We start from the raw sequence: 26858 nt of genomic DNA, 5'->3' as shown, positions 1-26858 counted from the left end.
GCATGAGCGGCCCAGGCTCAGGCCATGGCGGGCAGGCCGCGCAGCGCGGCCCGCGCGTTGCGGCGCGTGGCATCGGCCAGGGCCTGGGGCGTGATGCCGCGCAGTTGCGCAATCACATCCGCAATGCGTGCCAGCTCGGCCGGCGTGTTGCGGCCCTGGGCCTGGCCCTGGGCACGCTGCCCGGCCGTGGTGTAGAGCCAGTGCGGCGGAATGTCGGGAGCGTCGGTTTCCAGCACCAGCGCGTCCAGCGGCAAGCTGGCTGCCAGCTCGCGCAGCCTGAGCGCGCGGTCATAGGTCACGGCGCCACCGAAGCCCAGCTTGAAACCCAGGTCGATGAAGGCCTGGGCCTGCTGCACGCTGCCGTTGAAGGCATGGGCAATGCCACCCGCCACGGGCCGCGCGCGCAGGGTCTTGAGCAGCCGGTCGCTGGACTTGCGCACATGCAGGATGACCGGGAGATCGAACTCGCGCGCCAGCGCGATCTGCTGCTCGTAGAACCAGACCTGCCGCTGTGCGTCCAGCCCTGGCACGAAGAAGTCCAGCCCGATCTCGCCCACGGCCACCAGTTGGGGATCGCCACGCAGCCGGTCCAGCGTCTCGCGCAATGCGGCAATGTCCTGCTCGCGGGCATTGGGCGTGTACAGCGGATGGATGCCCAGCGCATAGCTGTCGCCATGGCGCCGCGCCAGCGCCACCACCGTGTCCCAGTGCTCGCGCGCCACGGCCGGAATCACCAGATGCGCAACGCCTGTCTCGGCCGCCTGCGCGCGCACGGCATCGCGGTCGGCATCGAATTCAGGGGCATCGAGGTGGCAGTGGGTGTCTATCCAGGCGGGCATGGCCGCATCATGCCACCGGCCCGGGCGGCGCCCGTCCAAGGGGCAGACGAGGCCCGGAGCAAGGGCAAACCCTTGGCTTATTGCGAGTCAGCTCCGTTTGACAAAATCAATACACGAATGGCTTGCGCCTCCATAAAAATACATAAAGTAACACTTACACCCCGCATCGGGCTCCCGCATCACCGGCCGGCATGCTTTGGAGAGAGGAATTCCCATGAAGCGCTCAGCATGGAGTCGAATCCTGGACCTCGGTGGCGCACGCCGCAAGGCGGAGCTTGACGGGCAATTGGCCGCCATACACAAGTCCCAGGCGGTGATCGAGTTCGACCTGCAAGGCCATGTGCTGGCTGCCAACCAGAACTTCCTGGACACCATGGGCTACGAGGAGCACGAGGTCATCGGCCAGCACCACCGCATGTTCGTGGACAGCCAGGTCAGCGAATCCCCCGAATACGCCCGGTTCTGGCAGCGCCTGGGCAGCGGCATCCACGATGCGGGGCGCTACCGGCGCATCGCCAGGGATGGGCGCGATGTCTGGCTGCAGGCCAGCTACAACCCCATCTTCGACCGGCATGGCCGGCCCTTCAAGGTGGTGAAGTACGCCACCGACATCACCGAGCAGCAGCGCCGCAACGCCGATGCCGAAGGCCAGCTGGCGGCCATCTCCAAGGTGCAGGCCATCATCGAGTTCGACCTGGACGGCAACATCCTCCATGCCAACCGCCTGTTCCTGCAGGCCATGGGCTACACGCTGGACGAGGTCGTCGGGCGGCACCACAGCATGTTCGTCCAGCCCCATGAACGCCACAGCCCCGAATACGCGCAGTTCTGGCGCAAGCTGGCCAGCGGCCAGCACGATGCAGGCCAGTACCTGCGCATCGGCAAGCACGGCCGCCAGGTCTGGATCGAGGCCAGCTACAACCCCATCCTCGATGCCGACGGCCGGCCCTTCAAGGTAGTCAAGTACGCCCGCGATATCACGCGCCGCTTCACGGCCGCGCAGACCCTGGGCGAGGCCATGCAGGGCCTGAGCGAAAGCGCCGAGCACGCAGGCCAGGCCAATGAACTGGCCCGCCAGGCCTGCCGGGTGGCCGAGCAGGGCGGGCGCACGGTGCACGAGGTCATGGGCACCATGGAGTCCATCAGCGCCAGCTCGCGCAAGATCAACGACATCATCGGCGTGATGGACGGCATCGCCTTCCAGACCAATATCCTGGCGCTCAACGCCGCCGTGGAAGCGGCCCGCGCCGGCGAGCAGGGCCGGGGCTTTGCCGTGGTGGCCGGCGAGGTGCGGGCACTGGCGCAGAACAGCGCCGCCGCCGCCAAGGAGATCAAGCAGCTCATCCACACCTCGGTGGAGCAGGTGGCTCTGGGCGCCGAGCAGGTGCGACAGGCCGGCGGGACCATGCAGGAAATCGTGGATTCCTCCCACCAGGTCACGGCCATCATGGGCGACGTGGTGCAGGCCTCCATGGCGCAGTCTGCGCGGCTGCGCGAGGTCACGGCCGACCTGACGGCCCAGAGCGTAAACATCGGCGACACGCCCCGCGCGCAACCCGTGCGCAAGTCGCTGCCGGCGGCCATGGTTCCCGAGGCCCCGCAGATCAAGGCGGCGCCAGCGCCCACCGTGGTGCCTGTGCGCACGCCGCACATGGGCGGCAAGCTGCTGCGCATGGCCTGACGCCGGAGCGCGCAGGACGGCGCATGCAGGACCCAGTACAGGGTCAGGCCAGCTGTCCCTGCACCAGGCGCACCATGCGGTCGCAGCGCGCCGCGAGCTGCTCGTCGTGCGTGACCATCACAAAGGCCGTGCCATGGCTGCGCGCCAGCTCCAGCATCAGACGGAACACGGTGTCGGCCGTGCTGCGGTCCAGGTTGCCGGTGGGCTCGTCGGCCAGCACGCAGGCCGGCTGGGTGACCAGGGCACGGGCAATGGCCACGCGCTGGCGCTCGCCCCCCGACAGTTCGGCCGGACGGTGCAGCATGCGTTCGCCCAGGCCCACGGCCGCCAGCATGCGTGCGGCGCGCTCCATGCACTCGGCCCTTTCGTCGCGGCGTATGCGCAGCGGCATGGCCACGTTGTCCTGGGCGCTGAATTCGGGCAGCAGATGGTGGAACTGGTAGATGAAGCCCAGGTGCCGGTTGCGCAGCGCGCCCTGCTTCTGGGCGCTGAGTTCATGCAGGGGCTCGCCCTTGAGGGTGACGCTGCCGCTGGTGGGAGCATCCAGCCCGCCCAGCAGGTGCAGCAGCGTGCTCTTGCCCGAGCCCGAGGCGCCGACAATGGCCAGCGTCTCGCCCGCACGCACCTGCAGATCGACACCTGCCAGCACCTGCACGTTGAGCCGTCCTTCGGCAAAGCGCTTGGTCAGGCCGCGCGCATCGAGGACCACGGCGCCCTGCTGGGACACTTCGAAACCGGGCATCACATTCACTTCATTCATAGCGCAGCGCCTCGGCGGGGTTCACGCGGCTGGCGCGCCAGCTCGGGTAGATGGTGGCGACAAAGGCCAGGACCAGGGAGATCACGGCGATGGGCATGATGTCGCTGTACTGCGGATCGCTGGGCATCTTGCTGATCAGGTAGATGTCCTTGGGCAGGAAGTTGGCATGCAGCAGGCGCTCGATGGCCGGCACGATGACATCGATGTTGAAGGCAATGCCCAGGCCCAGCAGCAGGCCCGCGAAGGTGCCGATGACGCCCACCATGGCGCCCTGCACCATGAAGATTCCCATGATGCTGGACGGCGAGGCGCCCAGCGTGCGCAGGATGGCGATGTCGGCGCGCTTGTCGGTCACCGTCATCACCAGCGTGGACACGAGGTTGAACGCAGCCACGGCCACGATGAGCGTGAGGATGATGAACATCATGCGTTTTTCCAGCTGCACGGCCGCGAACCAGGTGCGGTTCTGCTGGGTCCAGTCGCGGATCAGCAGGCGGTCGGTGATGGTGTGGGCCAGTTCCATGGCCACGCGCGGTGCCTCATGCAGGTCCTTGAGCTTCAGGCGGATGCCAGTCGGCCCTTCCAGGCGGAACAGGCGCTGCGCGTCCTCGTAATGCATCATCACCAGGGCCGAGTCGTATTCGTAGTGGCCGGAGTCGAAGGTGCCGGCCACATGCATCTGCTTGAGGCGGGGCACCACGCCGGCCGGCGTGACCTGGCCGCCCGGGGCGATCAGCGTGACCATGTCGCCCTGGCGCACGCCCAGCGAGCGCGCCAGCTCCACGCCCAGCACCACGTTGAACTCGCCAGGCACCAGGCGCTGGAGCACCTCGGCATTGGTGGCGGCCACGTCGGTGACCTCCCCCTCGCGCGCCGGATCGATGCCGCGCACCAGGGTGCCCTTCATGTCCTCGCCACGCGCCAGCAGCGCCTGGGCCGCGACGAAGGGTGCGGCGCCCAGCACGTCGGGGTTGGCGCGCGCCTCGCGCATGGTGCGCTCCAGATCGGGCAGCGCCGCGCCCTGGGGCGCGAAGATCTCGATGTGCGAGACCACGCTGAGCATGCGGTCGCGCACTTCCTTCTGGAAGCCGTTCATCACGCTGAGCACGATGATCAGCGCCGCCACACCGAGGGCGATGCCCAGCATGGAGACGCCGGAGATGAACGAGATGAAGCCGTTGCGGCGCGTGGCGCGCCCGGCCCGGGTGTAGCGCCAGCCGACGGCCAGTTCGTAGGGAAATTGCATGGGCATGCATTGTGTCATCGCCCGCAGGCCCTGCATGGCGGCAGGCTTTGCCGTCGGCGTGTCAGCGCCGGTGCCGTCCGCGGTCCACGCGCGGCAGGGCGTCGTAGCGGCCCTCTGCCTCCAGCGTCAGCGCATGGCGCTGCAGCCTGGCCAGCAAGGTGTCGAATTGTTCAAGTTCCTCGTCGCTGAGCACGGACACCAGGTCCAGGTGGATCTGGGCCATGCGCGGCAGGATCAGGCCGTACATGCGCCGCCCCTCGGCGGTCAGCGACACGGCCACGCGGCGGCGGTCGCCGGGCAGGGGGCTGCGCTGCACCCAGCCCTTTTCCTCCAACCCGCTGAGGGCGCGCGAGGTGCGTGCGCGGTCCAGCTGCGCGCGTTCGGCCAGCTCCGACGACAGCAGGCCCTCGTTGGCAGCCACCGTGGCCATCACGCCCCACTCGCGGCGCGTGATGCCGAAATGCGCCTCGCACATGCGCATGGCCACGCCGCCGGCCGCACCAAAGTAGCGGTTGATGCGAAACAGCAGCATCTGCTGGATGGACGTGGGGGCTGGACGGGTATTCACGGGGAACAGTTGATTAGATCAATTGCTGCGGGGACTTCTACAGTGGCCCCGTCCGGAAAGGAGACAACGGGAGCCACCGTCCGGAGCCGGCTTGGGGATTCTCGCAAAGCCCGGCGCACCCGCAGCGCAGAAAGTTCGCCACCATGTTTTCCCTGTTCCAAGCCACCCATGCCACCCATGCCTTGCGCAGGCCGCTGCTGCGGGCCAGCCTGGCCCTTCTGCTGGGTCTGGGCTCCGGCGCTGGCGCCCGGGCCGATGCGGCCGCCGATGCTGCCGCCTGGCCCGCCAAACCCGTGCGCATCGTCGTCGCCTTCGCGCCCGCCGGCGCCGCCGACATTCTTGCGCGCAGCCTGGGCGAGGTACTGCAGCGTGAACTCAAACAGCCCTTCGTCGTGGACAACCGGCCCGGCGCGGGCGGCAACATCGGCACCGACAACGCGGCCAAGGCACCCGGCGACGGCTACACGCTGCTGGTCGGCATCGACACGACCTTCACCGTCAATCCCTTCATCTACAAGAGCATGCCGTTCAAGGGCACGGACCTGCGTCCCGTGATGATGATCGCCTCGCAGGGAATGATGGTGGCCGTGAATCCCCGCACCGGCCTCAGGACGCTGGACCAGTTCATCGCCCAGGGCAAGAGAAGCGGGCTGACGCTGGGCTCGGCCGGCTACGGCACGCCGGGCCACCTGGCCTCGGCCATCCTCACCCATGCCACGGGCGCCAAGGTCAGCCACGTGCCCTACAAGGGCAACGCCCCGGCCAGCACGGCCGTGCTGGCCGGCGAGGTGGACGGCGGCATCATCAGCTCCTCGGCCATGCTGGGCCAGGTGGCGGCCGGCAAGGTCGTGCCGCTGGCCGTGACCACGCGCCAGCGCAACCCGCTGGTGCCCGGCGTGCCCACCGTGGGCGAGCTGGGCCACAAGGACCTGGAGCAGGAAGTGCTGTTCGCCCTGTGGGTGCCGGCCGCCACGCCCGAGCCCCTGGTCGCCAGGATCCAGTCCGCGCTGGAAAAGGCCATGAAGGATGCGGCGCTGCGCGAGCGCATGCGCGCCAACGACCTGTTCTATGAAGGCCTGACCGGTCAGGCCGCCGCCGAACGCATACAGGCGCTGGCCGACCGCTACCGGACCGTGATCCAGTCCACCGGAATGAAGATGGAATGAGCGCCGCCGCTTCCCGCCCACGACCCTGCACAGAACGCATGTCCATGTCCCGTCCCAATATCCTCTTCATCGTGGCCGATGACCTCGGCTATGCCGACCTCGGCTGCTACGGCGGCCGCGCGGCCGACTTCGGCCCGGTGTCCCCGGTGCTCGACCGCCTGGCCGCCGGCGGCCTCAGGCTCACCCAGGGCTATGCCAACTCGCCCGTGTGCTCTCCCACGCGCTTTGCCCTGGCCACGGCGCGCTACCAGTACCGCCTGCGCGGTGCGGCCGAGGAACCCATCAACAGCAAGACACGCGGCACGCCGCTGGGCGAGAAGCTGGGCCTGCCGCCCAACATGCCCACGGTCGCATCGATGCTCAGGGATGCCGGCTACCGCACGGCGCTGATCGGCAAATGGCACCTGGGCTACCCGCCGCACTTCGGCCCGCTGCGCTCGGGCTACGAGGAATACTTCGGCCCCATGTCGGGCGGCGTGGACTACTTCACCCATCTGAGCAGCTCGGGCCAGCACGACCTGTGGGTGGGCGAGGAGGAGCACCATGACGAGGGCTACCTGACCGACCTGCTGTCGCAGCGCAGCGTGGACTTCGTCCACCGCATGGCCCAGGGCGATGCGCCCTTCTTCCTGAGCCTGCACTACACGGCGCCGCACTGGCCCTGGGAAACGCGCGATGACCGCAGCACGGCCGAGGCCCTGGGCGCAGGCATTGCCCACCTGGACGGCGGCAACATCCACCAGTACCGCCGCATGATCCACCACATGGACGAAGGCATAGGCTGGATCGTCGAGGCGCTGCGCGCCAAGGGGCAGCTGGACAACACCCTCATCGTCTTCACCAGCGACAACGGCGGCGAACGCTTCTCCGACAACTGGCCCCTGGTCGGCGGCAAGATGGACCTGACCGAAGGCGGCATACGCGTGCCCTGGATTGCGCACTGGCCGGCCGTCATCGCGCCGGGCCGCAGCAGCCCCCAGCACTGCATGAGCATGGACTGGTCGGCCACGGTGCTGGATGCCGCCGGCGTGCAGGCGCTAGAGGGCCATGCGCTGGACGGCATCTCGCTGCTGCCCGTGCTGCGCGCCGAAGATGCCGAATTCCCACGCACCCTGCACTGGCGCATGAAGCACCGCGGCCAGCGCGCGCTGCGCGACGGCGACTGGAAGTACCTGCGCGTGGACGGCATTGACTACCTGTTCGACCTGGCCAGCGACGAGCGCGAGCGCGCCAACCAGGCAGTGCGCGCGCCCGAGAGACTGGCCGCCATGCGCAGCGCCTGGGAAGACTGGAACCAGGGCATGCCGCCCATCCCCGAGGACGCCACGGTCAGCCTGGTCTCTTCGGCCCGCGACATGCCCCAGCGCTGAACCGCGCTCCAAGAGGAAAAAACGAAGGCGCAGGCACTGCGGCACCCCATGCCCGACAATAGCGGCCATGCTTTTGACCGCTCCCCTGGTGTCCTCCACCCAAGCCCCGCTGGAGGAAACGACCGAATGGATCATTCCCTATGCCGGCGGTCCGTCCTCGGATGCGGCGGATGACGCTGCCGTCGCGGCCGTCTGGGGCGGACTGGAGCTACCCCATCTCCAATCCCTGCTGGCGCTGATGCAGCCCGCGCCCGCACAGACCGGCACGGAGATGGATTTTTCTCCCCCCCACGAACGCGCCCTGGCGCGCTCGCTGGGCCTGCCCGATGCGCCGGGCCTGATTGCCTGGGCCGCCTGGCAGGCCGGTGAGACGGCACAGGCCTGCGCCTATGTCACACCCTGCCACTGGCACATAGGCGCAGACCAGGTGCACCAGAGCGATCCCGCCACCACACCCCTCAGCGATGAGGAATCCCGCCAGCTGCTGGCCCTGCTGGCGCCCTGGTTCGCCGACGACGGCATCGTGCTGGAGTACCAGCAGCCGCAGCGCTGGCTGGCGCGCGGTGCGCTGTTCGATGACCTGGCCACGGCCTCCATGGACCGCGTCATCGGCCGCGACGTGCGGCCCTGGCTGCCCGACGCGCAGCAGGCACGCGCCCTGCACCGCCTGCAAAGCGAGGTGCAGATGCTGCTCTACACCCATGTCTTCAACGACGCCCGCGCCGCCCGCGGCCAGGTGCCCATCAACGCCTTCTGGGTCCACGGCGCCGGGCGCCTGCAGCCCGGCACGGCCACCGGCGCCAAGGCCGCCGTGCAATGCCTGGACGACCTTCACGCCGCAGCCCTGCAGGGCAACCCCTCTGCGTGGCGCGAGGCCTGGAAGGCGCTGGACGCCGGGCTCATCGCCCGCCTGCTGGAGCGCGTGCGCGCAGGCCACCCGCTCACGCTGACGCTGTGCGGCGAACGCCATGCCATCGCATGGAGCAGCCGCCCGCCGCGCTGGCTGGACAGGCTGGCGGGCCTTTTCGGCCCCCGCGCCCTGCCCGATCTGGGCCGCATGCTCTGACACACTGCCCATGAAAATCATTCCCCGCGAGATCCCTGCGCAGCAGGCCTGGGCACTGCGCCAGGCCGGCGTCCACCCGCTGCTGGCCCAGCTCTACGCCGCACGCGGCGTGTGTTCCGCCGACGAACTGGACGACACACCCGCACGCCTGCTGGCCCCCTCGGGCCTGCTGGGCATGGAGGCCGCCGTGCGGCTGCTGGCCGATGCCATAGAGCGCGGCCTGCGCCTGTGCATCGTGGCCGACTACGACTGCGACGGCGCCACCGCCTGCGCCGTGGGCTGGCGCGGCCTGCGCATGCTGGGCGCGACCGAGGTCGGCTACCTGGTGCCCGACCGCGTGGTGGACGGCTACGGCCTGACACCCCCCATCGCGCGCCGTGTCAAGGAAACCGGCGCCGACGTGATGGTCACCGTGGACAACGGCATTGCCAGCGTCGAAGGCGTGGCCGAGGCCAAGTCCCTGGGCCTGCAGGTGGTCGTCACCGACCACCACCTGCCCGGCAACCACCTGCCGCTGGCCGATGCCATCGTCAACCCCAACCAGCCCGGCTGCAGCTTCGAGAGCAAGTCCATGGCCGGTGTCGGCGTGATGTTCTACGTGCTGCTGGCCCTGCGAGCCGAACTGCGCGCGCGCGGCCGCTTCGACAAGACCAGCCAGCCCCGTCTGGAGGCCTTGCTGCCCCTGGTCGCCCTGGGCACCGTGGCGGACGTGGTGAAGCTGGACGCCAACAACCGCCGCCTGGTCGCCCTGGGCCTGAAGCAGATACGCCGGGGCCAGATGCAGCCGGGCCTGCAGGCCTTGTTCGACGCGGCCGGCCGCAAGGCCTTTGCGGCCACCACCTTCGACTTCGGCTTCGCGCTGGGTCCGCGCATCAATGCGGCCGGCCGGCTGTCCGACATGACCATCGGCATCGAGTGCCTGACCACAGACGATGCGGGCCGCGCCGCCAACCTGGCCCAGATGCTGGACGCCATCAACCGCGAGCGCCGCGAGCTGGAAGGCGGCATGCGCGAGCAGGCCCTGCTCATGGCCGAGGGCCTGTGCACGGACGGCATGACGCCGCCGGCCGCCATCAGCGTGTTCGACCCCGATTTCCACGAAGGCGTGGTCGGCATCGTGGCCTCGCGCATCAAGGACCGCATGCACCGGCCCAGCTTCGTCTTCGCAGCCAGCGGCGCGCCGGGGCACGAGCATGAACTCAAGGGCTCGGGCCGCTCCATTCCCGGCTTTCACCTGCGCGACGCGCTGGACCTGGTATCCAAGCGCCACCCTGGCCTGCTGCTGCGCTTCGGCGGCCACGCCATGGCGGCCGGCTGCACCATTGCCGAAGCCGGATTCGCCGTGTTCGAGAAGGCCCTGGCCCAGGTGGCCCAGGAATGGCTGGACGCGGCCACGCTGACGCGGCGCATAGAAACCGACGGGCCTCTGGACCCGGATTTCCGCAAGCCGGAAATGGTCGAGCAGCTCAATCTCGCGGTCTGGGGCCAGGGCTTTGCGCCTCCCACCTTCAGTGAACAGCTGGAAGTGCTGTCACAGCGCCTGGTCGGGGAAAAGCACCTGAAACTGCAATTGCGCCATCAGGGCGAAACCGTGGACGGCATCTGGTTCGGCCATACCGACCCGCTGCCGTCATCGGCCTGCATTGCATTTCGCATGGACATCAATGAATGGCGCGGAGAGCGCAAGGTGCAATTCCTGATCGAGGGCGTTCATTCGGACGTTTCCTAGAGATTCCACCGGCCCTTCACGGCGCCGCTCGGTTAATATCCCCGGTTTTTTGCAACAATTTATTGCAAATTCATTCCAAGAAAACCGGGGAAAAACTCATGACTTCTCGCCTGTGGCCTTGCACGGCCATTGCCATCACCCTGGCCGCCGGCCTTTCCGGCTGCGCCACCACCGAGCAATCGCGCACGCTTGAAACGGCCAAACCCGCTTCTGCATACAGCGCCTATCAAGGCCCGCGCAGCCCCATTTCCGTGGGCAAGTTCGACAACCGCTCCAGCTTCCAGCGCGGCATTTTCTCGGACGGAGTCGACCGCCTCGGTGGCCAGGCCAGAACCATCTTGGTAACCCACCTGCAGCAAAGCGGCCGATTCAGCGTGCTGGACCGCGACAACATGTCCGAGACCCGCCAGGAAGCGGGCTTCAACCGGCAGGAGCAGGCGATCAAGGGCGCCACCTACGTCGTGACCGGCGACGTGAGCGAGTTCGGCCGCAAGGTGGTCGGGGACCGCCAGTTCTTCGGCGTGCTCGGCCGTGGCAAGGAGCAGGTGGCCTATGCCAAGGTCAGCCTGAACATCGTCCGGGTGCAGACCTCCGAAGTCGTCTATTCGGTGCAGGGCGCAGGCGAATACAGCCTGTCGAACCGCGAAATCGTGGGATTCGGCAGCACGGCCGGCTATGACTCCACGCTCAATGGCAAGGTGCTGGATCTTGCCATCCGCGAAGCCGTGGACAAGCTGGCGGCCGGCATGGACAGCGGAGCATGGAAGCCCGCGCAATGAAGCAGATTCCCCATTCGGCCGCAACCCTGGCTGCACTGGCCGTTTGCGCCTCGTTGGCCGGCTGCGCTGCACCGCGCCAGCCGCTGTATGCCTGGAACGATTACCAGCCCCAGGTCTATCAATACCTCAAGGATGACGGAAGCACAGGCGCCGAGGACCAATTGCTCAAGCTGGAAGAAACCCGCCTGAAGGTGCAGGCCGAGGGAAAGGCTTTGCCCCCCGGCTATCGCGCCCATATGGCCATGCTGTATTCCCGGACCGGCAACAACGAAAAGACGGTGCAGCAATTGGCAGAGGAAAAGCAGCATTTCCCCGAATCCGCCAAGTTCATGGACACGCTGCTGCAAACCTTCACGGCCCGCAAGGATTGAGATGCGCCTGAGCACACACATCAAGACCCTGGCCCTGGCCATGACCGTCGCACTGACCGGGTGCGCCACCACTGCGCCCTATGACTATTCGGCACTGCGGGCATCCAAGCCTGCATCCATCCTGGTCATGCCCGCGCTGAACCAGTCGCCGGAAGTGAATGCGCCGGCCGGCGTGCTGTCGCAGATCACGCTGCCGCTGGCAGAGGCTGGCTACTACGTCCTGCCCGTGGCGGTCACCGAGGAAATGTTCCGCCAGAACGGCATCGTCAGCGCCGACGATGCGCAGGAACTGCCCGTGGCCAAGCTCCGTGAAATCTTTGGCGCCGATGCGGCCCTGTACCTGAACATCCGCAACTACGGCACCAGCTATGCGGTGATCAGCAGCGCCTCGGTGGTCACGCTGGACGCCAAACTGGTGGACCTGCGTACCGGCACACAGCTGTGGGACGGCAGCGCCACGGCCTCCAGTGCCGAAGGCCAAAGCTCGGGCGGCGGACTGGTCGGCATTCTGGTGACGGCACTGCTCAACCAGATCCTGGACACCATGAACGACCGCAGCGTGCAGATCGCCTCCATCGCCAACCAGCGCCTGCTGTCGCCCATGGCGCAGCGCGGACTGCTGCCGGGCCCGCGCTCGCCCGACTACGGCAAACCGCGCAACTGACGAAGGCCTGCAGGCCGGCGCACATGGACGCGCCGGCCTGCATCCCCGCTCCTCCCGCTAGAAGGTCTCCCAGTCGTCGTCCGCGCCGGCCTTGGCAGGTGCCCGGGCGGGCGCCTTGGCCACAGGAGGCTGGATCTGGGGCGCCGGTGCATTGCGCACGGCGGCAGCCGGGCGTGCCGCGGGCGCGGGACGCGCCGCCGCTGCAGGGGCTGCTGCCGGTCGGCGCGCCACGGCGGCTGAACTGGCGGGCGCCTGCGCCCGGGCCGGTGCCAGCGCACTGCCTTCCTGCCCCAGCTTGAACACCGCCACCACCTCGGACAGGCGCCGCGCCTGGTCCTGCATGGCCAGCGCAGCCGCGCTGGATTCCTCGACCAGGGCCGCATTCTGCTGCGTCATCTGGTCGAGCTGGCTCACGGCCTGGTTGACCTGGCCAATGCCGTCGCGCTGCTCGGTGGACGAGGCTGTGATCTCGCCGATGAGGTCGCTGACGCGGCGCACGCTGGAGACGATTTCCTCCATGGAGCGCCCCGCCTGCTCCACCTGCTGCGAGCCCGACTGCACGTTGTCCACGCTGGTGGTGATCAGCAGCTTGATCTCCTTGGCGGCCTCGGCACTGCGCTGCGCCAGCGAACGCACCTCGCCGGCCACCACGGCAAAGCCCCGGCCCTGCTCGCCGGCGCGGGCCGCTTCCACGGCGGCGTTGAGCGCGAGGATGTTGGTCTGGAAGGCAATGCCGTCGATCACGCCGATGATGTCGGCGATCTTGCGGCTGCTGTCCGTGATCTGCTGCATGCTGGTGACCACCTGGGCCACCACGGCACCGCCCTGCTCGGCCGCCTGCGCGGCCGTGGCGGCCAGCTGGTTGGCCTGGCGCGCCGTATCGGCCGACTGGGTGACGGTGGCCGTCAGCTCCTCCATGCTGGCCGCCGTCTCCTCCAGATTCGCCGCCGTCTGCTCGGTACGCGAGGACAGGTCCTGGTTGCCGCTGGCGATCTGGTTGGAGGCCGTGGACACGGACTCCACGCCCGAACGCACCTCGCCCACCACGCCGCGCAGCCGCTGGGCCATGCCGTTGAGCGCCTGCAGCAGATGGCCCAGCTCATCGCCCCGGTTGCTTTGCACCGACCCCGTGAGATCGCCTGCGGCAATGCCGTCGGCCAGCGCCACGGCCTGGTCCAGCGGCCGTGTGATGGAACGCATGATGGCCATGCCCATGAACAGGCCCAGGGCCACGATGAGCGCGCTGGCCAGGGCGCCGATCCAGTAGGCCCGGGTGCGGTGGGCGACGCCCTCCTCGCGCGCCAGCTCGCTTTGGCGCTCCTGCTGCTGCACAAAGGCTTCCTGCGCCGTGTTGTAGCGCTCGGCCGCCGGGCGCAGCTGCTTTTCCACGATGTCGAAGGTGGAGGCGAAGTCGCTGGCCTTGCGCGCATCCTGGGCCGCCGAGTTGGCCTTGAGCGTTTCCCGGCGCTCGGCCGCCACGGCCTCCAGCGCCTGCTTGCCCTTGGCATCGAGCTGCAGCTCGCCCACCTGCTTTTGCAGCACGTTGATGCGTTCTATGCCCTTGCTCATCAGCGCGCGCTGCTGCGCGGCCAGCGTCTCGTCGGGTGACATGGCCGCGACGATGGAGCGCTCCACGCTCATCTGGGTCAGATGCCGCCACTCGCGCGCCAGCGTGGCGCCGCGCTGCGCGGTCATCACGTCGGTGTTGATCTTCTCGTTGACTCCGTGCAGATAGAACAGGATGCCGCCGTTGACCGCCAGCATGCTCACCAGCAGTCCCAGCACCAGGGCCCAGAGTTTCTGGGCGACGGTGATTTGATTCAGATTCATGGAAAAACCGATCTTTTTTCTAACAACGCCGGAGCCTGGCCATGGCGCCCCGCCGACCTTCGCTCCGGGCAATCATTCTTGTCCACCCTTGACGGCGCCTGGCTGATCATCGTCATGCCGCTGTCACTATTGAGGGCGGTAAACCCGCACTCAGGGAAGTCCCCAGCCGCAGCGCCAGGCTCGGAAAAGGACCGACACCTACAATGGGCCGGTGCCCAAGTCCTATCTGAATGCCGATCTGCACAGCCACTCCGTGGTCTCGGATGGAACGCTGACGCCTGAACAACTGGCCGAACGTGCCGCGGCCCGCGGCGTACAGCTGTGGGCGCTGACCGACCACGACGAGGTCGGCGGCCAGCACCGCGCAGCCGCCGCAGCGCGCGCCTGCGGCCTGGACTACCTGACGGGCGCAGAGATCTCGGTGAGCTTTGCAGGCACCACGGTGCACATCGTGGGCCTGGGCTTTGACGCAGACGACCCGGCCCTGGTCGAAGGCCTGCATGCCACGCGCGACGGACGCGGCCCCCGCGCCCGCGAGATGGCCCGCCAGCTGGAGCTGGCCGGCATTGAAGGCAGCTACGAAGGCGCGCTGCGCTTTGCCGGCAATCCCGCGCTGATCTCGCGCACGCATTTCGCGCGCTTTCTCGTGGAATCCGGCCGCTGCCGCGACACCGGCGAGGTGTTCCGCCACTACCTGACCGAAGGCCATCCCGGCTACGTGCCCCATACCTGGGCGCGCCTGGCCGACGCCGTGCGCTGGATCACGCAGGCCGGCGGCGTGGCGGTGATCGCCCACCCGGCCCGCTATGCGCTGACGGCCAACGAGGAGTACGCGCTGTTTTCCGAATTCAAGGCCCATGGGGGCCAGGGCGTGGAGGTCGTCACCGGCAGCCACCGCCCCAGCGAGTACGCCGTCTATGCCGACATGGCCCGCGAGTTCGGCCTGGCCGCCTCGCGCGGCAGCGACTTCCACAGCCCCGAGGAGTCACATACCGACCTGGGCGACCTGCCCTACCTGCCGGGCCAGCTGACGCCGGTATGGGAACTGCTGGGCGAGCGCATTCAGCCGGCCTGAGCCCTTCCCGCAAACAACGCACACCATGGTCCTACGCTTCGAAGCCCACCCCGACAATCCCCAGCCCCGTCTCATCAAGCAGGCCGTCGACATGCTGCGCCAGGGCGCCATCCTGGCCATTCCCACGGACTCCAGCTATGCACTGGTCTGCCATCTGGACGACCGCCCTGCGGTGGAGCGGCTGCGCCGCATCCGCCAGATCAACGACAAGCACCACCTCACGCTGCTGTGCCGCGACCTGTCGGAGCTGTCCAGCCATGCGCGCGTGGACAACCGCCAGTACCGGCTGTTGAAGCTGGCCACACCGGGGCCGTACACCTTCATCCTGGAAGCCTCCAAGGAAGTGCCCAAGCGCCTGAGCCACCCCTCGCGCAAGACCATCGGCCTGCGCGTGCCGGACCGCAAGGGCACGCAGCTGCTGCTGGAGCAGCTGGGCGAGCCGCTGATCGCCACCACGCTGATCCCGCCCGGAGAGACCGAGGCCCTGCATGACGCGGATGCCATCCTGGAGCGCTTTCCCCACGAGCTCGATGCCATCGTCGATGCAGGTGCCTGCCCCTCGGAGCCGACCACGGTGATCGACCTGGTGCCCATGGCCCTGGGCAATCCGCCCACCGTGGTGCGGCAAGGCCGGGGCAGCCTGGAGGCCCTGGGCCTGGAAATGACCTGAAGCCCCCCCGCACAAACATCAACGCCGGGCATGCCCGGCGTCTGTTTTTGCAGCTTGATCCTGAAAGGCGTTCAGTGCTGCGCCCACTCCAGAGGCCGGGGTGCAGCAGCCGGCGCGCGCTGCAACGGCCTCGTCACAGCGGCGGACAAGACTGCGGCGGGAGCCATCGACGGCTTCTGCGGCTGCACCCGCACGCCAGCGCCAGCGTCCTGCGGCTCGTCATCGAGCTTGAAGGCGCCCACGGCCTGCTCCAGCTCCTGGGCGCGCTCGCTCAGCGCCGAGGCCGCACGCGAGGCCTGATGCACCAGGGCAGCGTTCTCCTGGGTGGCGCTGTCCATGTGGCCCACGGCGGCGTTGACCTGGGCAATGCCTTCGCTTTGCTCGCGCAGGGCCTGCGACATTTCGCCGAGCAGGCCCGAGACCTGGCCCACGGCGCCGACAATCTCCTGCATGGTGGCGCCCGCCTGGTTGACCAGGCCCGCGCCGCTTTCCACCTGGCGCACGCTGGTGGTGATCAGTTCCTTGATCTGCTTGGCAGCCTCGGCCGAACGGCCGGCCAGGCTGCGCACCTCGCTGGCCACCACGGCGAAGCCCCGACCCTGTTCGCCCGCGCGTGCCGCCTCCACGGCCGCGTTCAGCGCAAGGATATTGGTCTGGAAGGCAATGCCTTCGATGACCTGGATGATGTCCACGATCTTGCGCGAGCTGCCGCTGATGGCCTCCATGGTCTGCACCACCTCGCCCACCACGGCCCCCCCGCGCCTGGCCGTGGACGATGCATCGACGGCCAGGCCGCTGGCCGAATGCGCGCGCTCCGCGTTCTGGCGCACGGTGGCCGTGAGCTGCTCCATGCTGGCCGCCGTCTGGGCCAGCGCCGAGACCTGGGCCTCGGTGCGGCGCGACAGGTCGGTGTTGCCGGCGTCGATCTCACCGGCCGACAGGCCGATGGAATCCGTGGACTGCTTGATGCGGCCGACCAGCTCGGTCAGCGTGTCTTCCATGGTGCCCAGCGCGCCCAGCAGGCGGCCGAAGTCGCCCTGCAGCTCGGTCGAAAACTCCTGGCTCAGGTCGCCGGCGGCCACCGTTTCGGCAATCAGGATGGCCTGGCCCAGCGGCTGCACGATGCCGCGCCGCAGGCTGAACCAGGCCACCAGGGCCAGTGTGCAGACGGCCGCCCCCAGGCCCAGCACCCACCAGCGCGTGTGCACCAGCGCCTGTTCGGCCACCGTGGTCGCCCCGCCGGCCGCCAGCGCCTGCTCGGCCTGCCCCAGCGAGAGCACCGTGACCGCCATCATCGTGAACACCAGCAGATTGATACCGCCGAACGCAATCACCAGCCGCCAGCCTATCGGCAGCCTGCCCAAGCCCAGTACGCCCACGTGCCACCTCTTGTCCATATGGCCCGAGGGCCTTGGTGAAAAACCTGTTGATTCGCCCATCGCATTGCTGTTTCATTTTGCAACACAGAGGCGGCTGTTGCCAATCCGCGGGAAACCACCATATCCGGTCGGCCGCAGCGCTGCGCACGGGCTCTGGCGGTGCCCAGCGGCAAGGGTGGCCGCCGTCTGAGACAATGCCCGCCGTGGACATCTCCAACCTCATCCAGACCGTACTCATCTATGCCCTGCCCGTGCTCTTCGCGATCACGGTGCACGAGGCTGCCCACGGCTATGCCGCACGCCACTTCGGCGACAACACGGCCGCCATGATGGGACGCATCACGCTCAACCCCATCAAGCACATCGACCCCATCGGCACCATCCTGATGCCGCTGCTGCTGTATTTCGCCACCTCGGGCGCCTTCCTGTTCGGCTACGCCAAGCCCGTGCCCGTGCGCTTCGACCAGTTGCGCAACCCCAAGCGCGACATGATCTGGGTGGCCCTGGCGGGCCCGGCCTCCAATTTCGTGCAGGCGCTGATGTGGGGCGTGCTGCTCGTGGTTCTGGTCGGATCGGGAGTGGGCGAGCGCTTCTTCATTGAAATGTGCCGCGCCGGCATCCTGGTCAATCTGGTGATGTGGGCCTTCAACCTCTTCCCGCTGCCGCCGCTGGACGGCGGGCGCATCCTCGTCGGCCTGCTGCCCTGGCGCCAGGCGCAATGGGTGGCGCGGATCGAACCCTGGGGATTCTTCATCGTCATGGGACTGGTCATCGCCGGCGTGGTCGGCAGCCTGTGGCTGCGGCCGCTGATGGATCTCGGCTATGCCGTGATCGATCTCGCGTTGACGCCGCTGATCGCGCTGCTGCGCTGAACGCGCGGCAGACCCGCCCAGCCTGCCCGTCAGATTCCCTTCTTTTCTCTCTATTGCCTGTCGCAGTCTCCCGTCATGAGCACCATCCGTTTCCTCACCGGCATCACTCCCAGCGGAACCCCGCACCTCGGCAACTATGCCGGCATGCTGCGCCCGGCCATCGCGGCCAGCCGCTCGCGCGAGGTGGAGAACTTCTACTTCCTGGCCGACTACCACGCACTGATCAAGTGCCAGGACCCGGCGCGCGTGCAGCGCTCCACCATCGAGATCGCGGCCAGCTGGCTGGCGGCGGGGCTGGACCCCGAGCATGTGACCTTCTACCGCCAGTCCGACATCCCCGAGATCCCCGAGCTGTGCTGGCTGCTGACCTGCGTGACCGGCAAGGGCCTGCTCAACCGCGCCCACGCCTACAAGGCGGCCGTGGACAAGAACCACGCGGACGGCGCCGAGACCGATGACGGCGTGACTGCCGGCCTGTTCATGTACCCCGTGCTGATGGCTGCCGACATCCTGGCCTTCAACGCCCACAAGGTGCCCGTGGGCCGCGACCAGGTCCAGCACATCGAGATGGCGCGCGACATGGCCTCCAGCTTCAACCACATCTATGGCGGCGAGTTCTTCACGCTGCCCGAGGCACAGGTCGAGGACAACGTGGCCACGCTGCCCGGCCTGGACGGCCGCAAGATGAGCAAGAGCTACAACAACACCATCCCGCTGTTCTCCACGCGCGAGCAGCTGCGCAAGCTCATCGGCAGCATCACCACCGATTCGCGCACGCCCGGCGAGCCCAAGGAAGTCGAGGGCTCGGCCCTGTTCCAGATCTACCAGGGCTTTGCCAGCGAGGAAGAAACCGAGGCGCTGCGCCGCCAGTACGCCGAAGGCATTGCCTGGGGCGACGCCAAGCAGCAGCTGTTCGAGCGCATCGACCGCGAGCTGGCCCCCATGCGCGAGCGCTACGAGCACCTGGTGGCCCATCCGGGCGAACTGGAGGACATCCTGCAGGCCGGCGCCACCAAGGCCCGCCGCGAGACCCTGCCCCTGATCCGCGAACTGCGCTCGGCCGTCGGCCTGCGCAGCCTGGCCCAGGCCCCCGTGGCCGCCAAGGCCAAGGCCGCGAAGCAGGCCCTGCCCCAGTTCAAGCAATACCGCGAAGCCGACGGCAAGTTCTACTTCAAGCTCGTGGCTGCCGACGGCCAGCTGCTGCTGCAAAGCCTGGGCTTCGACGCCCCCAAGGAAGCCGGCCAGGCCATCGGCCAACTGCAAAGGGAAGGCGAGGCGGCCCTGTCCGCACTGCAGTCCCGGCTGCAGCCCGCCGACGCGCCGTTGGTGCTGGCCGCCCTGCAGCAACTGCGCGATGCTTCGGAGTAAGGGTAAGCTTCGCTTGAGAAACCGCATATTTGCGGGCAGTCTTGCCCGCAAGCCCTGCGCCCGGGATTCTGGCGCTTGCGTGAAAGGACATTGGGATGCGTATCGCTGCTCTGGACGATGATCCGCTGCAACTGGAGATGCTGCGTCAGGTTGCGCTGGAGACGGGCCACAGCTGCCACACCTACCAGACGGGCTCGGCCCTGCAGTTGGAACTGCGCCGCGAGAGCTTCGACCTTCTGATCGTGGACTGGCACCTTCCGGACATGGAAGGAACGGACCTGGTGCGGTGGACGCGCGGCCATGTGAGCCGTGAGCTGCCCATCCTCATCATCACCCACCGCAGCGAAGAGGCCGACATCGTCGAAGGCCTGTCCTGCGGCGCAGACGATTTCATGGTCAAGCCCGTGCGCCACGGCGAGTTGCGCGCGCGCATGGCCGCCCTGCTGCGCCGCGCCTATCCGGTGAACACGCAAAGCGTGCTGGAGTTCGGCCCCTTCCGGTTCCTCACCACCACCAACAGCCTGGAAATGAATGGCCAGCCCATCGAGGTGACGCACCGCGAATACACACTGGCCCTGACGCTGTTCCAGAACCAGGGCCGCCTGCTGTCGCGCGAACACCTGCGCGAAGCCGTGTGGGGCCACAACGCCGAAGTGCAGTCACGCTCGCTGGACACACATATCTCGCGCCTGCGCGCGCTGCTGAACCTGCGCGCCGGTCAGCCCTACGCCATCAGCGCCGTGTACGGCTACGGCTACCGCCTGGACGTGCCTGACGAGGCATTGCAGGCGGCACCTCAAACACCATGAACAGACTCTTGCTCGCCGCCAGCCTGCGCGGGCCCGTCGCTCGGGCCTGCCTGCTGGCAAGCCTGGCCCTGCTGGGCGCTGCCGCCACACAGGCCCAGATCAAACCCGCCGCCAGCGGCGGCGACATGCTCGCCCACCGCGTGGCCACAGGCGACACCCTGGAACAGCTGGCCAGCCGCTACCTGGGCGATGCACGCCAGTGGACCCAGCTGCAGCAGCACAACGGCGTGGCCAACCCGTATCGCCTGCGGCCCGGCTCCGTGCTGGAGATTCCCGTGCGCCTGCTGCGCGCCGCCGTGGCCTCCGTGGAATTCGTGCAGGGCGATGCGCGCAGCACACGCGCGCTCGACCATCTGGCCGACACGCAAAGCGGCTCGGCCGAAGACGCAGGCCAGGTCCTGCGCAAGGGACAGACGCTGCAGGAAGGCGATCGACTGCAGCTTGCGCCGGACGCCTTTGTGGCCGTGCGCCTGGCCGATGGCTCTTTGGTGCGCGTGCAGTCGCAGTCCGATGTCCTGCTGCGCCAGATGCGCCGCAAGGGCCGGGCCGGCAGCCTGCAGTCCGTGATCGACCTGCGAGAAGGCAGCGTGGAGGCCTCGGTCCCCCCCGAGCAGGGCAATGCCCAGCGCCGCTTCGAAGTGCGCACGCCTGCGGCATCGACCAGCGTGCGGGGCACGCGTTTCCTGGTGCAGACCGATGCGGCAGGCAGGACAGCGGCCGCCGTCGATGAAGGCACGGTCGCCGTGGGCTCGGACGCCTCTGGCGCACCTTCCGGCGATGCGCTGCTGCACCCCGGCCAGGGCGTGGCCGTGGCGGCAGACGGCCGCGTCGGCCAACCCCGCCCCATGCTGGGTGCGCCCGACATCACCGCCTGGCCCGCCTTGGCGGAAGACGCCAACTGGATCAGCCTGCCCCTGCCGGCCTTGCCCGGCGCCGTGCGTTACCAGCTGCAGCTGTCGCGCGACGCGGACATGACCCAGGTGCTGCGCAGCGCCAGCTTCCAGGCCACGGCCTCACCGCTGCGCCTGGCAGGCGTGGACGATGGCGACTATGTACTGTCCCTGCGCGGCATCGACGCCCAGGGCATTCCGGGTGCAGCCAGCCGGCGCGCCCTGCGCGTCAAGGCCCATCCCGTGCCGCCGCTGTACGAATCACCGCAGGCCGACGCCACCGTGGGCCTGGGCCGCGCCGGCATGCAGTGCACCAAGGTGGTGGGCGCCGTGCGCTACCGCATCCAGGTCGTTTCTGCCGATGCCCAGGCCGGCTTTGCCGAACCTGCCATCGACGCGCGCGACCTGAACGACTGCACATTGCCCGCAGCCGCGCTGGCCAGGCTGCCGGCCGGCCGCTATCTTTGGCGCGCCGCCAGCATCCGCACGCTGGCCGACGGCAAGCCCGACCAGGGCCCGTTCGCCGCAGCCCAGGCCATGCAGCTGGCGGCCGTGCCGCCCCAGCCCTCGGCCAGCGCGCTGCAGATGGGCGACGGCCCCGCCGAGGGCAGCCGCCAGATCCGCTGGAGTGGCGAGCCCGGCCAGCGCTACCACGTGATGGTGGCGCGCGACCAGGAGTTCACCGCGCCGCTGGTTGACCTCTGGACCGACCAGCCGCAATGGAGCACCGAGGACCTGCCCGCAGGCAGCTACTACCTGCGGCTGCAGATCGAGGACGCCAACGGCCTGCGCAGCGATTTCTCGGCCGCACGCCAGTTCCGCACCGGCAGCTGGATCGTCGATGCCAGCGGCGAGATGATGCAATCGGGCAGCGGAGAGCGCCTGCAGCGCCAGTAACCGCACCCGTTCAATCCTTGACCACGCTTGTCCACCCTGCCGCCTTCGCCTGACAGTCCCGCCACGCCGGCGCAGCAGGTGCAGCCGGCGCCCGCGCGTGGCCGGGGGCTGCGGCGGGACTGGCTGCTGCTGGCGGCGGGACTGCTGTCCCTGGTGTTCTGGCTCAGCGGTGACGGGCAGCTGGAGCGCATCAACGGACTGGTGCAGGACACGGCCAGCTGGCTGCACCGCCCCAAGGCATCTCAGGACATCGTCATCGTGGCCATCGACGATGCCAGCATCGACGCCATAGGCCGCTGGCCCTGGAGGCGTGCCTTGCACGCGGGCCTGCTGGAGCGCATCAGCCAGGCCCCGCCGCGCGCCATCGGCCTGGACGTGATGCTCAGCGAAGAAGATCTGGACTATCCAGGCGATGATCTGCTGCTGGCGCGCGTCCTGCAGCGCAGCGGCCGCACCGCCTTGCCCGTGGCGCCGGGTACGGATCCGCTGCCGGCCTTTGCACAGGCTGCGGCAGCGCTGGGCCACACCCAGCTGCCCGTGGATTCCGACGGCGCCGTGCGCAGCTTCCATGCCATTGAAGGCAGCGCGCAGCAGCCCTGGTGGCACATGGCGCTGGCCCTGCACTGCGTGGGCCAGCACGGCCGCCCATGCGCCCGCCCCGAACCCGTGCCGCCGCTGGACCCCGGCACACCCGCATGGCAGCGCCGCCAGCGGGAGATCATTGCCTTCGCACAGGCCAGGCCCGAGCAGGGCGCGCGTGACCGCTCGCCCTTCACCACCTATTCGTACATCGACGTGCTGCGCGGCCGCATTCCTGCTGCGGCATTTCGCGGCAAATACGTGCTCATAGGAACGACGGCTGCCGGACTGGGAGCGCAGTTCACCGCACCGCTGGGTGCCAGCGCGCGCCCCATCTCCAGCGTGGAAATGCTGGCCCATGTGCTCAACGGCAGCCTGCAGGGCTCGCACGTACACCGCGCTTCGGCGGGGCTGGACCGTGCGCTCAACACCGCAGCCGTGCTGCTGGCCCTGCTGGCCCTGGCCTGGCTGGGCCCTTCGGGCGGCATGCTGGCCTGCGCGCTGCTGGCCCTGGCCTGCCTGTCGCTGGCCGGGCTGGCACCACGCATCTGGCAGGTGCAGACGGCCCCTGCCGCAGCCCTGCTGGGCCTGGCCCTGGCCTATCCGCTGTGGAGCTGGCTGCGCCTGCGCGCCGCCGCCCGCTTTCTGGCGCTGGAACTGCGAGACCTGCAGGGCCAGGGCCTGCCCACCGCGCTGCGCCTGGGCGGCGACCTGCTGGACCAGCGCATTGCCGCCGTCGAGCAGGCTTCGCGGCAACTGCGCGCCCTGCACCATTTCGTCAGCGAAAGCCTGCGCCAGCTGCCCTCGCCCACCTTTGTCTGCGACCGCCAGGGCCATGTGCTGCTGGCCAATGCCGCGGCCCATGCCTATGCGCGCAGCCTGGATCACGACCTGCGCGCTGGCGACTCCCTTCCCAGGCTGCTCGATGGCCTGCAGGCGTTGGACACGGCGCCCGGCCCGCAAGCCGGCAGCCCGCTGCTCACGGCCAGGGCGCTTGCCGCCGGCGGCCTGCCGCTCAGCAGCGAGGGGCGCGACGGTCGCGGCCGCAGCCTGATGCTGCTGGTCCAGGCCTTCGAGGCTCCGCCCACCGCAGGCTGGCTGATCACCCTGGTCGATATCAGCGATCTGCGCAGCGCCCAGGCCCAGCGCGACCAGGCCATGCAGTTCATCTCGCACGACATCCGGGCGCCCGTGGCATCCATCATCACCTTGCTGGAGATGCAGCGTGGTTCCGTACAAGCGCCCGACCTGGGCATGCTGCTCCCGCGCATCGAAGGCTATGCCCAGGCCTCCCTGCAGCTGGCCGACGATTTCGTGCACCTGGCTCGTGCCCAGCAGCAGGCGCTGCGCCAGCAGCAGCTGGACCTGGGCCTGGTGCTGGACCAGGCCGTGGAAAGCTGCTGGGCCCAGGCCAGCGCCGCCCATGTGCAGCTGGAATTCAGCCTGCCCGAGCAGGAATGCCCCGTGCTGGGCGACCCGGGCATGCTCCACCGCGCAGCCGTCAACCTGATCGGCAACGCCATCAAGTACGGAGCGCACGGGCAACCGGCAAGCGGCGCCACGGTGCAATGCCTGCTGCTGCAGGACGCCGGCCATTGCCGCATCGCCATCCGGGACCACGGACCCGGCATGGATGCGCAGGCCGTCGCCCGCCTGAGCCAGCCCTTCGAGCGCCTGGACCACCATCAGCACCTGGACGGCGCAGGCCTTGGGCTGGCCTTTGTCCGCACCGTGGCTGCCCGCCATGGCGGGCAGCTGCAGATAGAAAGCGCGCCAGGCCAGGGAAGCACCTTCAGCATCGTGCTGCCGAAGGCGCAGCAAGCCTGACCGGGGGTGTCATCCCAGCGGATCCCAGCGGATGGCCCGTGAAAACGAAAAAGCCCTGAAGTCTTTCAACTTCAGGGCTTTGCGTTTTTTGGTGCGGCTGGCAGGAATCGAACCCACGACCCCTTGGTTCGTAGCCAAGTACTCTATCCAGCTGAGCTACAGCCGCAACGCTTCGCATTGTAGCAGCGGGTTTTGGAGCTTCCAGGCAAAAGCGCCATATTTCTGCAAAAAACCTGGAAGTCGCATTCAATGGCAGCCAGGCGCAGCCATGCCAGCCGGCAGCGTCGCTCCCAGCAAAAAAGCCTGCCGCCCGGAAAGGCGGCAGGCTTTTTCATACCAATGGATGGTAGGGCCTCCCAGAGTCGAACTGGGCACCAACGGATTATGAGTCCGCTGCTCTAACCAAGCATGAGCTAAGGCCCCTGATTCACCAAGGCAGCGCGGATGCACGCCATGGCAAACGGCTATTGTAGATCCTAACCTGCGCGGCTCAGCGCTTGTGGCTCAGCGCGTTGCTGACCAGCTTGGAGGTGATGTCCACGATCTGGATCATGCGGTCGTAGTGCATGCGGGTGGGGCCGATCACGCCCAGCGTGCCCACCACCTTGCCATCGAGCTCGTAGGGCGCGCTGACCACGGACAGCTCCTCGAAGGGCACGACCTGGCTTTCGCCCCCGATGTAGATGCGCACACCTTCGGCCTGGCTGGAGAAATCCAGCAGCCTGAGGATCTGGGTCTTTTGCTCGAACAGGTCGAAGGCGCGGCGCAGATTGCCCATGTCGCTGGAGAAATCGCTGACCGACAGCAGGTTGCGCTCGCCCGCGATGACCACGTCCTCCTGGGCACTGGTCATGGCCTCCGTGCCCACGTTGACGGCTGCCTGCATGAGGGTGGCCACCTCGCCGCGCAAAAGCTCGACCTCGCCCTTGAGGCGCTCGCGCACCTCTTCCATGGCCAGGCCTGCGTAGTGGCTGTTGAGAAAGTTCGATGCCTCGATCAGCTGAGAGGCCGAGTAATCCACGTCGGTGAAGATGACGCGGTTTTGCACGTCACCGTCGGGCGAGACGATGATGACCAGAAAGCGCCGCTCCGACAGTCGCACGAATTCGATGTGCTTGAACACCGAGGTACGGCGAGGCACCAGCACCACGCCCACGAACTGGGAAAGGCTGGACAGCAGATTGGCGGCGTTGGCGATGACTTTCTGCGGCTGCTCGGGCACGAGCTCGGGCGTCACGATATCTGCACGGTCCGCCGTGAGCATGGTGTCCACGAACAGCCGGTAGCCCCGGGCGGTCGGAATGCGGCCGGCCGAGGTGTGCGGACTGATGATCAACCCCAGGTCTTCGAGGTCAGCCATCACATTGCGTATCGTGGCAGGCGACAATTCAAGCCCCGACGCACGCGACAGGGTCCGCGAGCCCACAGGCTGGCCGTCAGCGATGTAACGCTCGATCAGCGCTTTGAGCAACAACTTGGCACGTTCGTCGAGCATGTGATGATTTTAATGATGTAATTTCCAGAAATGACGTCCACGTTTCGCCACGTTGCCTTGATCGGGAAGTACCACGCTCCCAGCGCAAGCGCCCCGTCCGAGAATGCCAGCAACGCGCTCGAGCGCATTGCGGACTTCCTCAGGCGCCAGGGCTGCGAAGTCGTGCTTGATACCCAATCGGCCCTGCACGCAGGGCTCACAGACTACCCCACCCTCGATGTCGATGGCCTGGGCAGGCATTGCGACCTGGGCCTGGTCGTCGGCGGCGACGGCACCATGCTCGGCGTGAGCCGGCACCTGGCGCAATACGGAACGCCCCTGATCGGGGTGAACCAGGGCCGCCTGGGCTTTGTCACCGACATCGCGCTGGAGGACTTCGAGGCCACGCTCACGCCCATGCTGCAGGGCGAGTACGAAGAGGACCTGCGTCCCCTGATGTGCGCCCGCGTGATCCGCGAGGGCGAATGCGTGTTCGAGGCCCTGGCCATGAACGACGTGGTGGTCAACCGCGGCGGCACCTCCGGCATGGTGGAGTTGCGCATCGAGGTCGGCGGCCGCTTTGTCTCCAACCAGCGCGCCGACGGCCTGATCGTGGCCACGCCCACGGGCTCCACGGCCTATGCGCTGTCCGCCGGCGGGCCGATGATGCATCCGTCCATCCCCGCCTGGGTGATGGCACCCATTGCGCCGCACAACCTGTCCAATCGCCCCATCGTGCTGTCCGATGCCAACGAGGTCACGATCGAAGTCGTGGCCGGGCGCGATGTCAGCGCCAATTTCGACATGCAGTCGCTGGCCTCGCTGCAGCACGGCGACCGCATCCTCGTGAGCCGCGCCCACCACAGCGTGCGCTTTCTGCACCCCAAGGGCTGGAACTACTTCGCCACGCTGCGCAAGAAACTGGGCTGGAACGAGGGAGGCGCCTGAC

The 26858-nt window shown here is 68.2% G+C and carries 23 protein-coding genes and 2 tRNA genes; 16 read left to right on the top strand and 9 right to left on the bottom strand.

Annotated features, from left to right (window positions below; all coding sequences use genetic code 11):
- Positions 1 to 17 precede the first annotated feature (17 nt).
- Entirely contained in the window at positions 18 to 839 is an 822-nt protein-coding gene (locus U6958_RS08335; protein WP_074921091.1) for a TatD family hydrolase, read from the bottom strand.
- 214 nt (positions 840 to 1053) lie between these two features.
- Here U6958_RS08335 and U6958_RS08330 point away from each other — a divergent pair, with 214 nt between their 5' ends.
- On the top strand, positions 1054 to 2520 hold the full coding sequence (locus U6958_RS08330) for a methyl-accepting chemotaxis protein (RefSeq protein WP_074921092.1): 1467 nt from the start codon (positions 1054 to 1056) through the stop codon (positions 2518 to 2520).
- A gap of 43 nt (positions 2521 to 2563) precedes the next feature.
- Here U6958_RS08330 and lolD read toward each other — a convergent pair whose 3' ends face one another.
- The 3 genes from lolD to U6958_RS08315 form a co-directional block, all read right to left on the bottom strand.
- Complete coding sequence (gene lolD, locus U6958_RS08325; protein WP_074921093.1) at positions 2564 to 3280, bottom strand: lipoprotein-releasing ABC transporter ATP-binding protein LolD; 717 nt, start codon at positions 3278 to 3280, stop codon at positions 2564 to 2566.
- Entirely contained in the window at positions 3273 to 4526 is a 1254-nt protein-coding gene (locus U6958_RS08320) for a lipoprotein-releasing ABC transporter permease subunit (protein ID WP_034347641.1), read from the bottom strand. The genes lolD and U6958_RS08320 overlap by 8 nt, the downstream gene beginning before the upstream one ends.
- A 61-nt stretch (positions 4527 to 4587) precedes the next feature.
- The gene (locus U6958_RS08315) at positions 4588 to 5058 is read right to left on the bottom strand and encodes a MarR family winged helix-turn-helix transcriptional regulator (RefSeq protein ID WP_016445728.1); all 471 of its coding nucleotides are present in this window, start codon (positions 5056 to 5058) and stop codon (positions 4588 to 4590) included.
- A 179-nt stretch (positions 5059 to 5237) separates the two neighbouring features.
- Between U6958_RS08315 and U6958_RS08310 the strand changes: the two genes are divergently transcribed.
- The 7 genes from U6958_RS08310 to U6958_RS08280 all read left to right on the top strand — a co-directional run bounded on the left by U6958_RS08310 (position 5238) and on the right by U6958_RS08280 (position 12239).
- Positions 5238 to 6260, top strand: coding sequence for a tripartite tricarboxylate transporter substrate binding protein (locus tag U6958_RS08310; protein ID WP_074921094.1), 1023 nt, complete (start codon positions 5238 to 5240; stop codon positions 6258 to 6260).
- A gap of 44 nt (positions 6261 to 6304) precedes the next feature.
- Positions 6305 to 7630 (top strand): sulfatase, encoded by a 1326-nt coding sequence (locus U6958_RS08305; RefSeq protein WP_074921132.1) that lies wholly within the window; start codon positions 6305 to 6307, stop codon positions 7628 to 7630.
- 67 nt (positions 7631 to 7697) lie between these two features.
- Positions 7698 to 8696 carry a phosphoglycerate mutase gene (locus U6958_RS08300; protein WP_074921095.1) on the top strand — a complete coding sequence of 333 codons (999 nt, stop codon included), beginning with the start codon at positions 7698 to 7700 and terminating at the stop codon, positions 8694 to 8696.
- A gap of 10 nt (positions 8697 to 8706) precedes the next feature.
- A complete protein-coding gene (gene recJ, locus U6958_RS08295; protein WP_074921096.1) occupies positions 8707 to 10425 on the top strand; it encodes a single-stranded-DNA-specific exonuclease RecJ in 1719 nt (572 codons plus the stop codon).
- A 98-nt stretch (positions 10426 to 10523) separates the two neighbouring features.
- Positions 10524 to 11204: a CsgG/HfaB family protein gene (locus tag U6958_RS08290; protein ID WP_016445723.1), complete on the top strand. Its 681-nt coding sequence runs from the start codon at positions 10524 to 10526 to the stop codon at positions 11202 to 11204.
- Positions 11201 to 11575 (top strand): DUF4810 domain-containing protein, encoded by a 375-nt coding sequence (locus U6958_RS08285; protein ID WP_034364091.1) that lies wholly within the window; start codon positions 11201 to 11203, stop codon positions 11573 to 11575. The genes U6958_RS08290 and U6958_RS08285 overlap by 4 nt, the downstream gene beginning before the upstream one ends.
- A gap of 1 nt (position 11576) precedes the next feature.
- A complete protein-coding gene (locus U6958_RS08280; RefSeq protein ID WP_017407772.1) occupies positions 11577 to 12239 on the top strand; it encodes a DUF799 domain-containing protein in 663 nt (220 codons plus the stop codon).
- A gap of 57 nt (positions 12240 to 12296) precedes the next feature.
- Here the strand turns inward: U6958_RS08280 and U6958_RS08275 are convergent, their stop codons facing one another.
- The gene (locus tag U6958_RS08275; protein WP_046984442.1) at positions 12297 to 14069 is read right to left on the bottom strand and encodes a methyl-accepting chemotaxis protein; all 1773 of its coding nucleotides are present in this window, start codon (positions 14067 to 14069) and stop codon (positions 12297 to 12299) included.
- Between the two features lie 211 nt (positions 14070 to 14280).
- Between U6958_RS08275 and U6958_RS08270 the strand changes: the two genes are divergently transcribed.
- Together U6958_RS08270 and U6958_RS08265 are read left to right on the top strand one after the other, a co-directional pair.
- The gene (locus U6958_RS08270; protein ID WP_016445719.1) at positions 14281 to 15144 is read left to right on the top strand and encodes a 3',5'-nucleoside bisphosphate phosphatase; all 864 of its coding nucleotides are present in this window, start codon (positions 14281 to 14283) and stop codon (positions 15142 to 15144) included.
- A gap of 25 nt (positions 15145 to 15169) precedes the next feature.
- Entirely contained in the window at positions 15170 to 15814 is a 645-nt protein-coding gene (locus U6958_RS08265) for an L-threonylcarbamoyladenylate synthase (RefSeq protein ID WP_074921097.1), read from the top strand.
- Between the two features lie 71 nt (positions 15815 to 15885).
- Here U6958_RS08265 and U6958_RS08260 read toward each other — a convergent pair whose 3' ends face one another.
- Positions 15886 to 17211, bottom strand: a complete 1326-nt coding sequence (locus U6958_RS08260) for a methyl-accepting chemotaxis protein (protein ID WP_047217067.1) — start codon at positions 17209 to 17211, stop codon at positions 15886 to 15888.
- A 176-nt stretch (positions 17212 to 17387) separates the two neighbouring features.
- Here U6958_RS08260 and U6958_RS08255 point away from each other — a divergent pair, with 176 nt between their 5' ends.
- The 5 genes from U6958_RS08255 (at position 17388) to U6958_RS08235 (ending at position 24435) form a co-directional block, all read left to right on the top strand.
- Positions 17388 to 18065: a site-2 protease family protein gene (locus U6958_RS08255; RefSeq protein WP_016445716.1), complete on the top strand. Its 678-nt coding sequence runs from the start codon at positions 17388 to 17390 to the stop codon at positions 18063 to 18065.
- Positions 18066 to 18140: 75 nt separating this feature from the next.
- Positions 18141 to 19433, top strand: coding sequence for a tryptophan--tRNA ligase (locus U6958_RS08250; RefSeq protein ID WP_074921098.1), 1293 nt, complete (start codon positions 18141 to 18143; stop codon positions 19431 to 19433).
- 95 nt (positions 19434 to 19528) lie between these two features.
- On the top strand, positions 19529 to 20242 hold the full coding sequence (locus tag U6958_RS08245; protein ID WP_016445714.1) for a response regulator transcription factor: 714 nt from the start codon (positions 19529 to 19531) through the stop codon (positions 20240 to 20242).
- Positions 20239 to 22029, top strand: a complete 1791-nt coding sequence (locus U6958_RS08240; protein ID WP_074921099.1) for a FecR domain-containing protein — start codon at positions 20239 to 20241, stop codon at positions 22027 to 22029. The genes U6958_RS08245 and U6958_RS08240 overlap by 4 nt, the downstream gene beginning before the upstream one ends.
- Positions 22030 to 22056: 27 nt before the next feature.
- Positions 22057 to 24435, top strand: a complete 2379-nt coding sequence (locus U6958_RS08235) for a CHASE2 domain-containing protein (RefSeq protein ID WP_016451076.1) — start codon at positions 22057 to 22059, stop codon at positions 24433 to 24435.
- A gap of 89 nt (positions 24436 to 24524) precedes the next feature.
- On the opposite strand, the gene U6958_RS08230 is transcribed toward U6958_RS08235, so the two are convergent.
- The 3 genes from U6958_RS08230 to hrcA all read right to left on the bottom strand — a co-directional run bounded on the left by U6958_RS08230 (position 24525) and on the right by hrcA (position 25930).
- A tRNA-Arg gene (locus tag U6958_RS08230) sits at positions 24525 to 24601 on the bottom strand.
- A gap of 178 nt (positions 24602 to 24779) precedes the next feature.
- Positions 24780 to 24858 (bottom strand) — tRNA-Ile (locus U6958_RS08225).
- A gap of 67 nt (positions 24859 to 24925) precedes the next feature.
- Positions 24926 to 25930: a heat-inducible transcriptional repressor HrcA gene (hrcA, locus tag U6958_RS08220; RefSeq protein WP_016445711.1), complete on the bottom strand. Its 1005-nt coding sequence runs from the start codon at positions 25928 to 25930 to the stop codon at positions 24926 to 24928.
- 30 nt (positions 25931 to 25960) lie between these two features.
- Here hrcA and U6958_RS08215 point away from each other — a divergent pair, with 30 nt between their 5' ends.
- Entirely contained in the window at positions 25961 to 26857 is an 897-nt protein-coding gene (locus tag U6958_RS08215) for an NAD kinase (protein WP_016451050.1), read from the top strand.
- Position 26858 lies beyond the last annotated feature (1 nt).

Source organism: Delftia lacustris (assembly GCF_040267515.1).
Taxonomy (GTDB): domain Bacteria; phylum Pseudomonadota; class Gammaproteobacteria; order Burkholderiales; family Burkholderiaceae_C; genus Comamonas; species Comamonas tsuruhatensis.
This window is presented reverse-complemented; position numbering and strand designations above follow the sequence as displayed.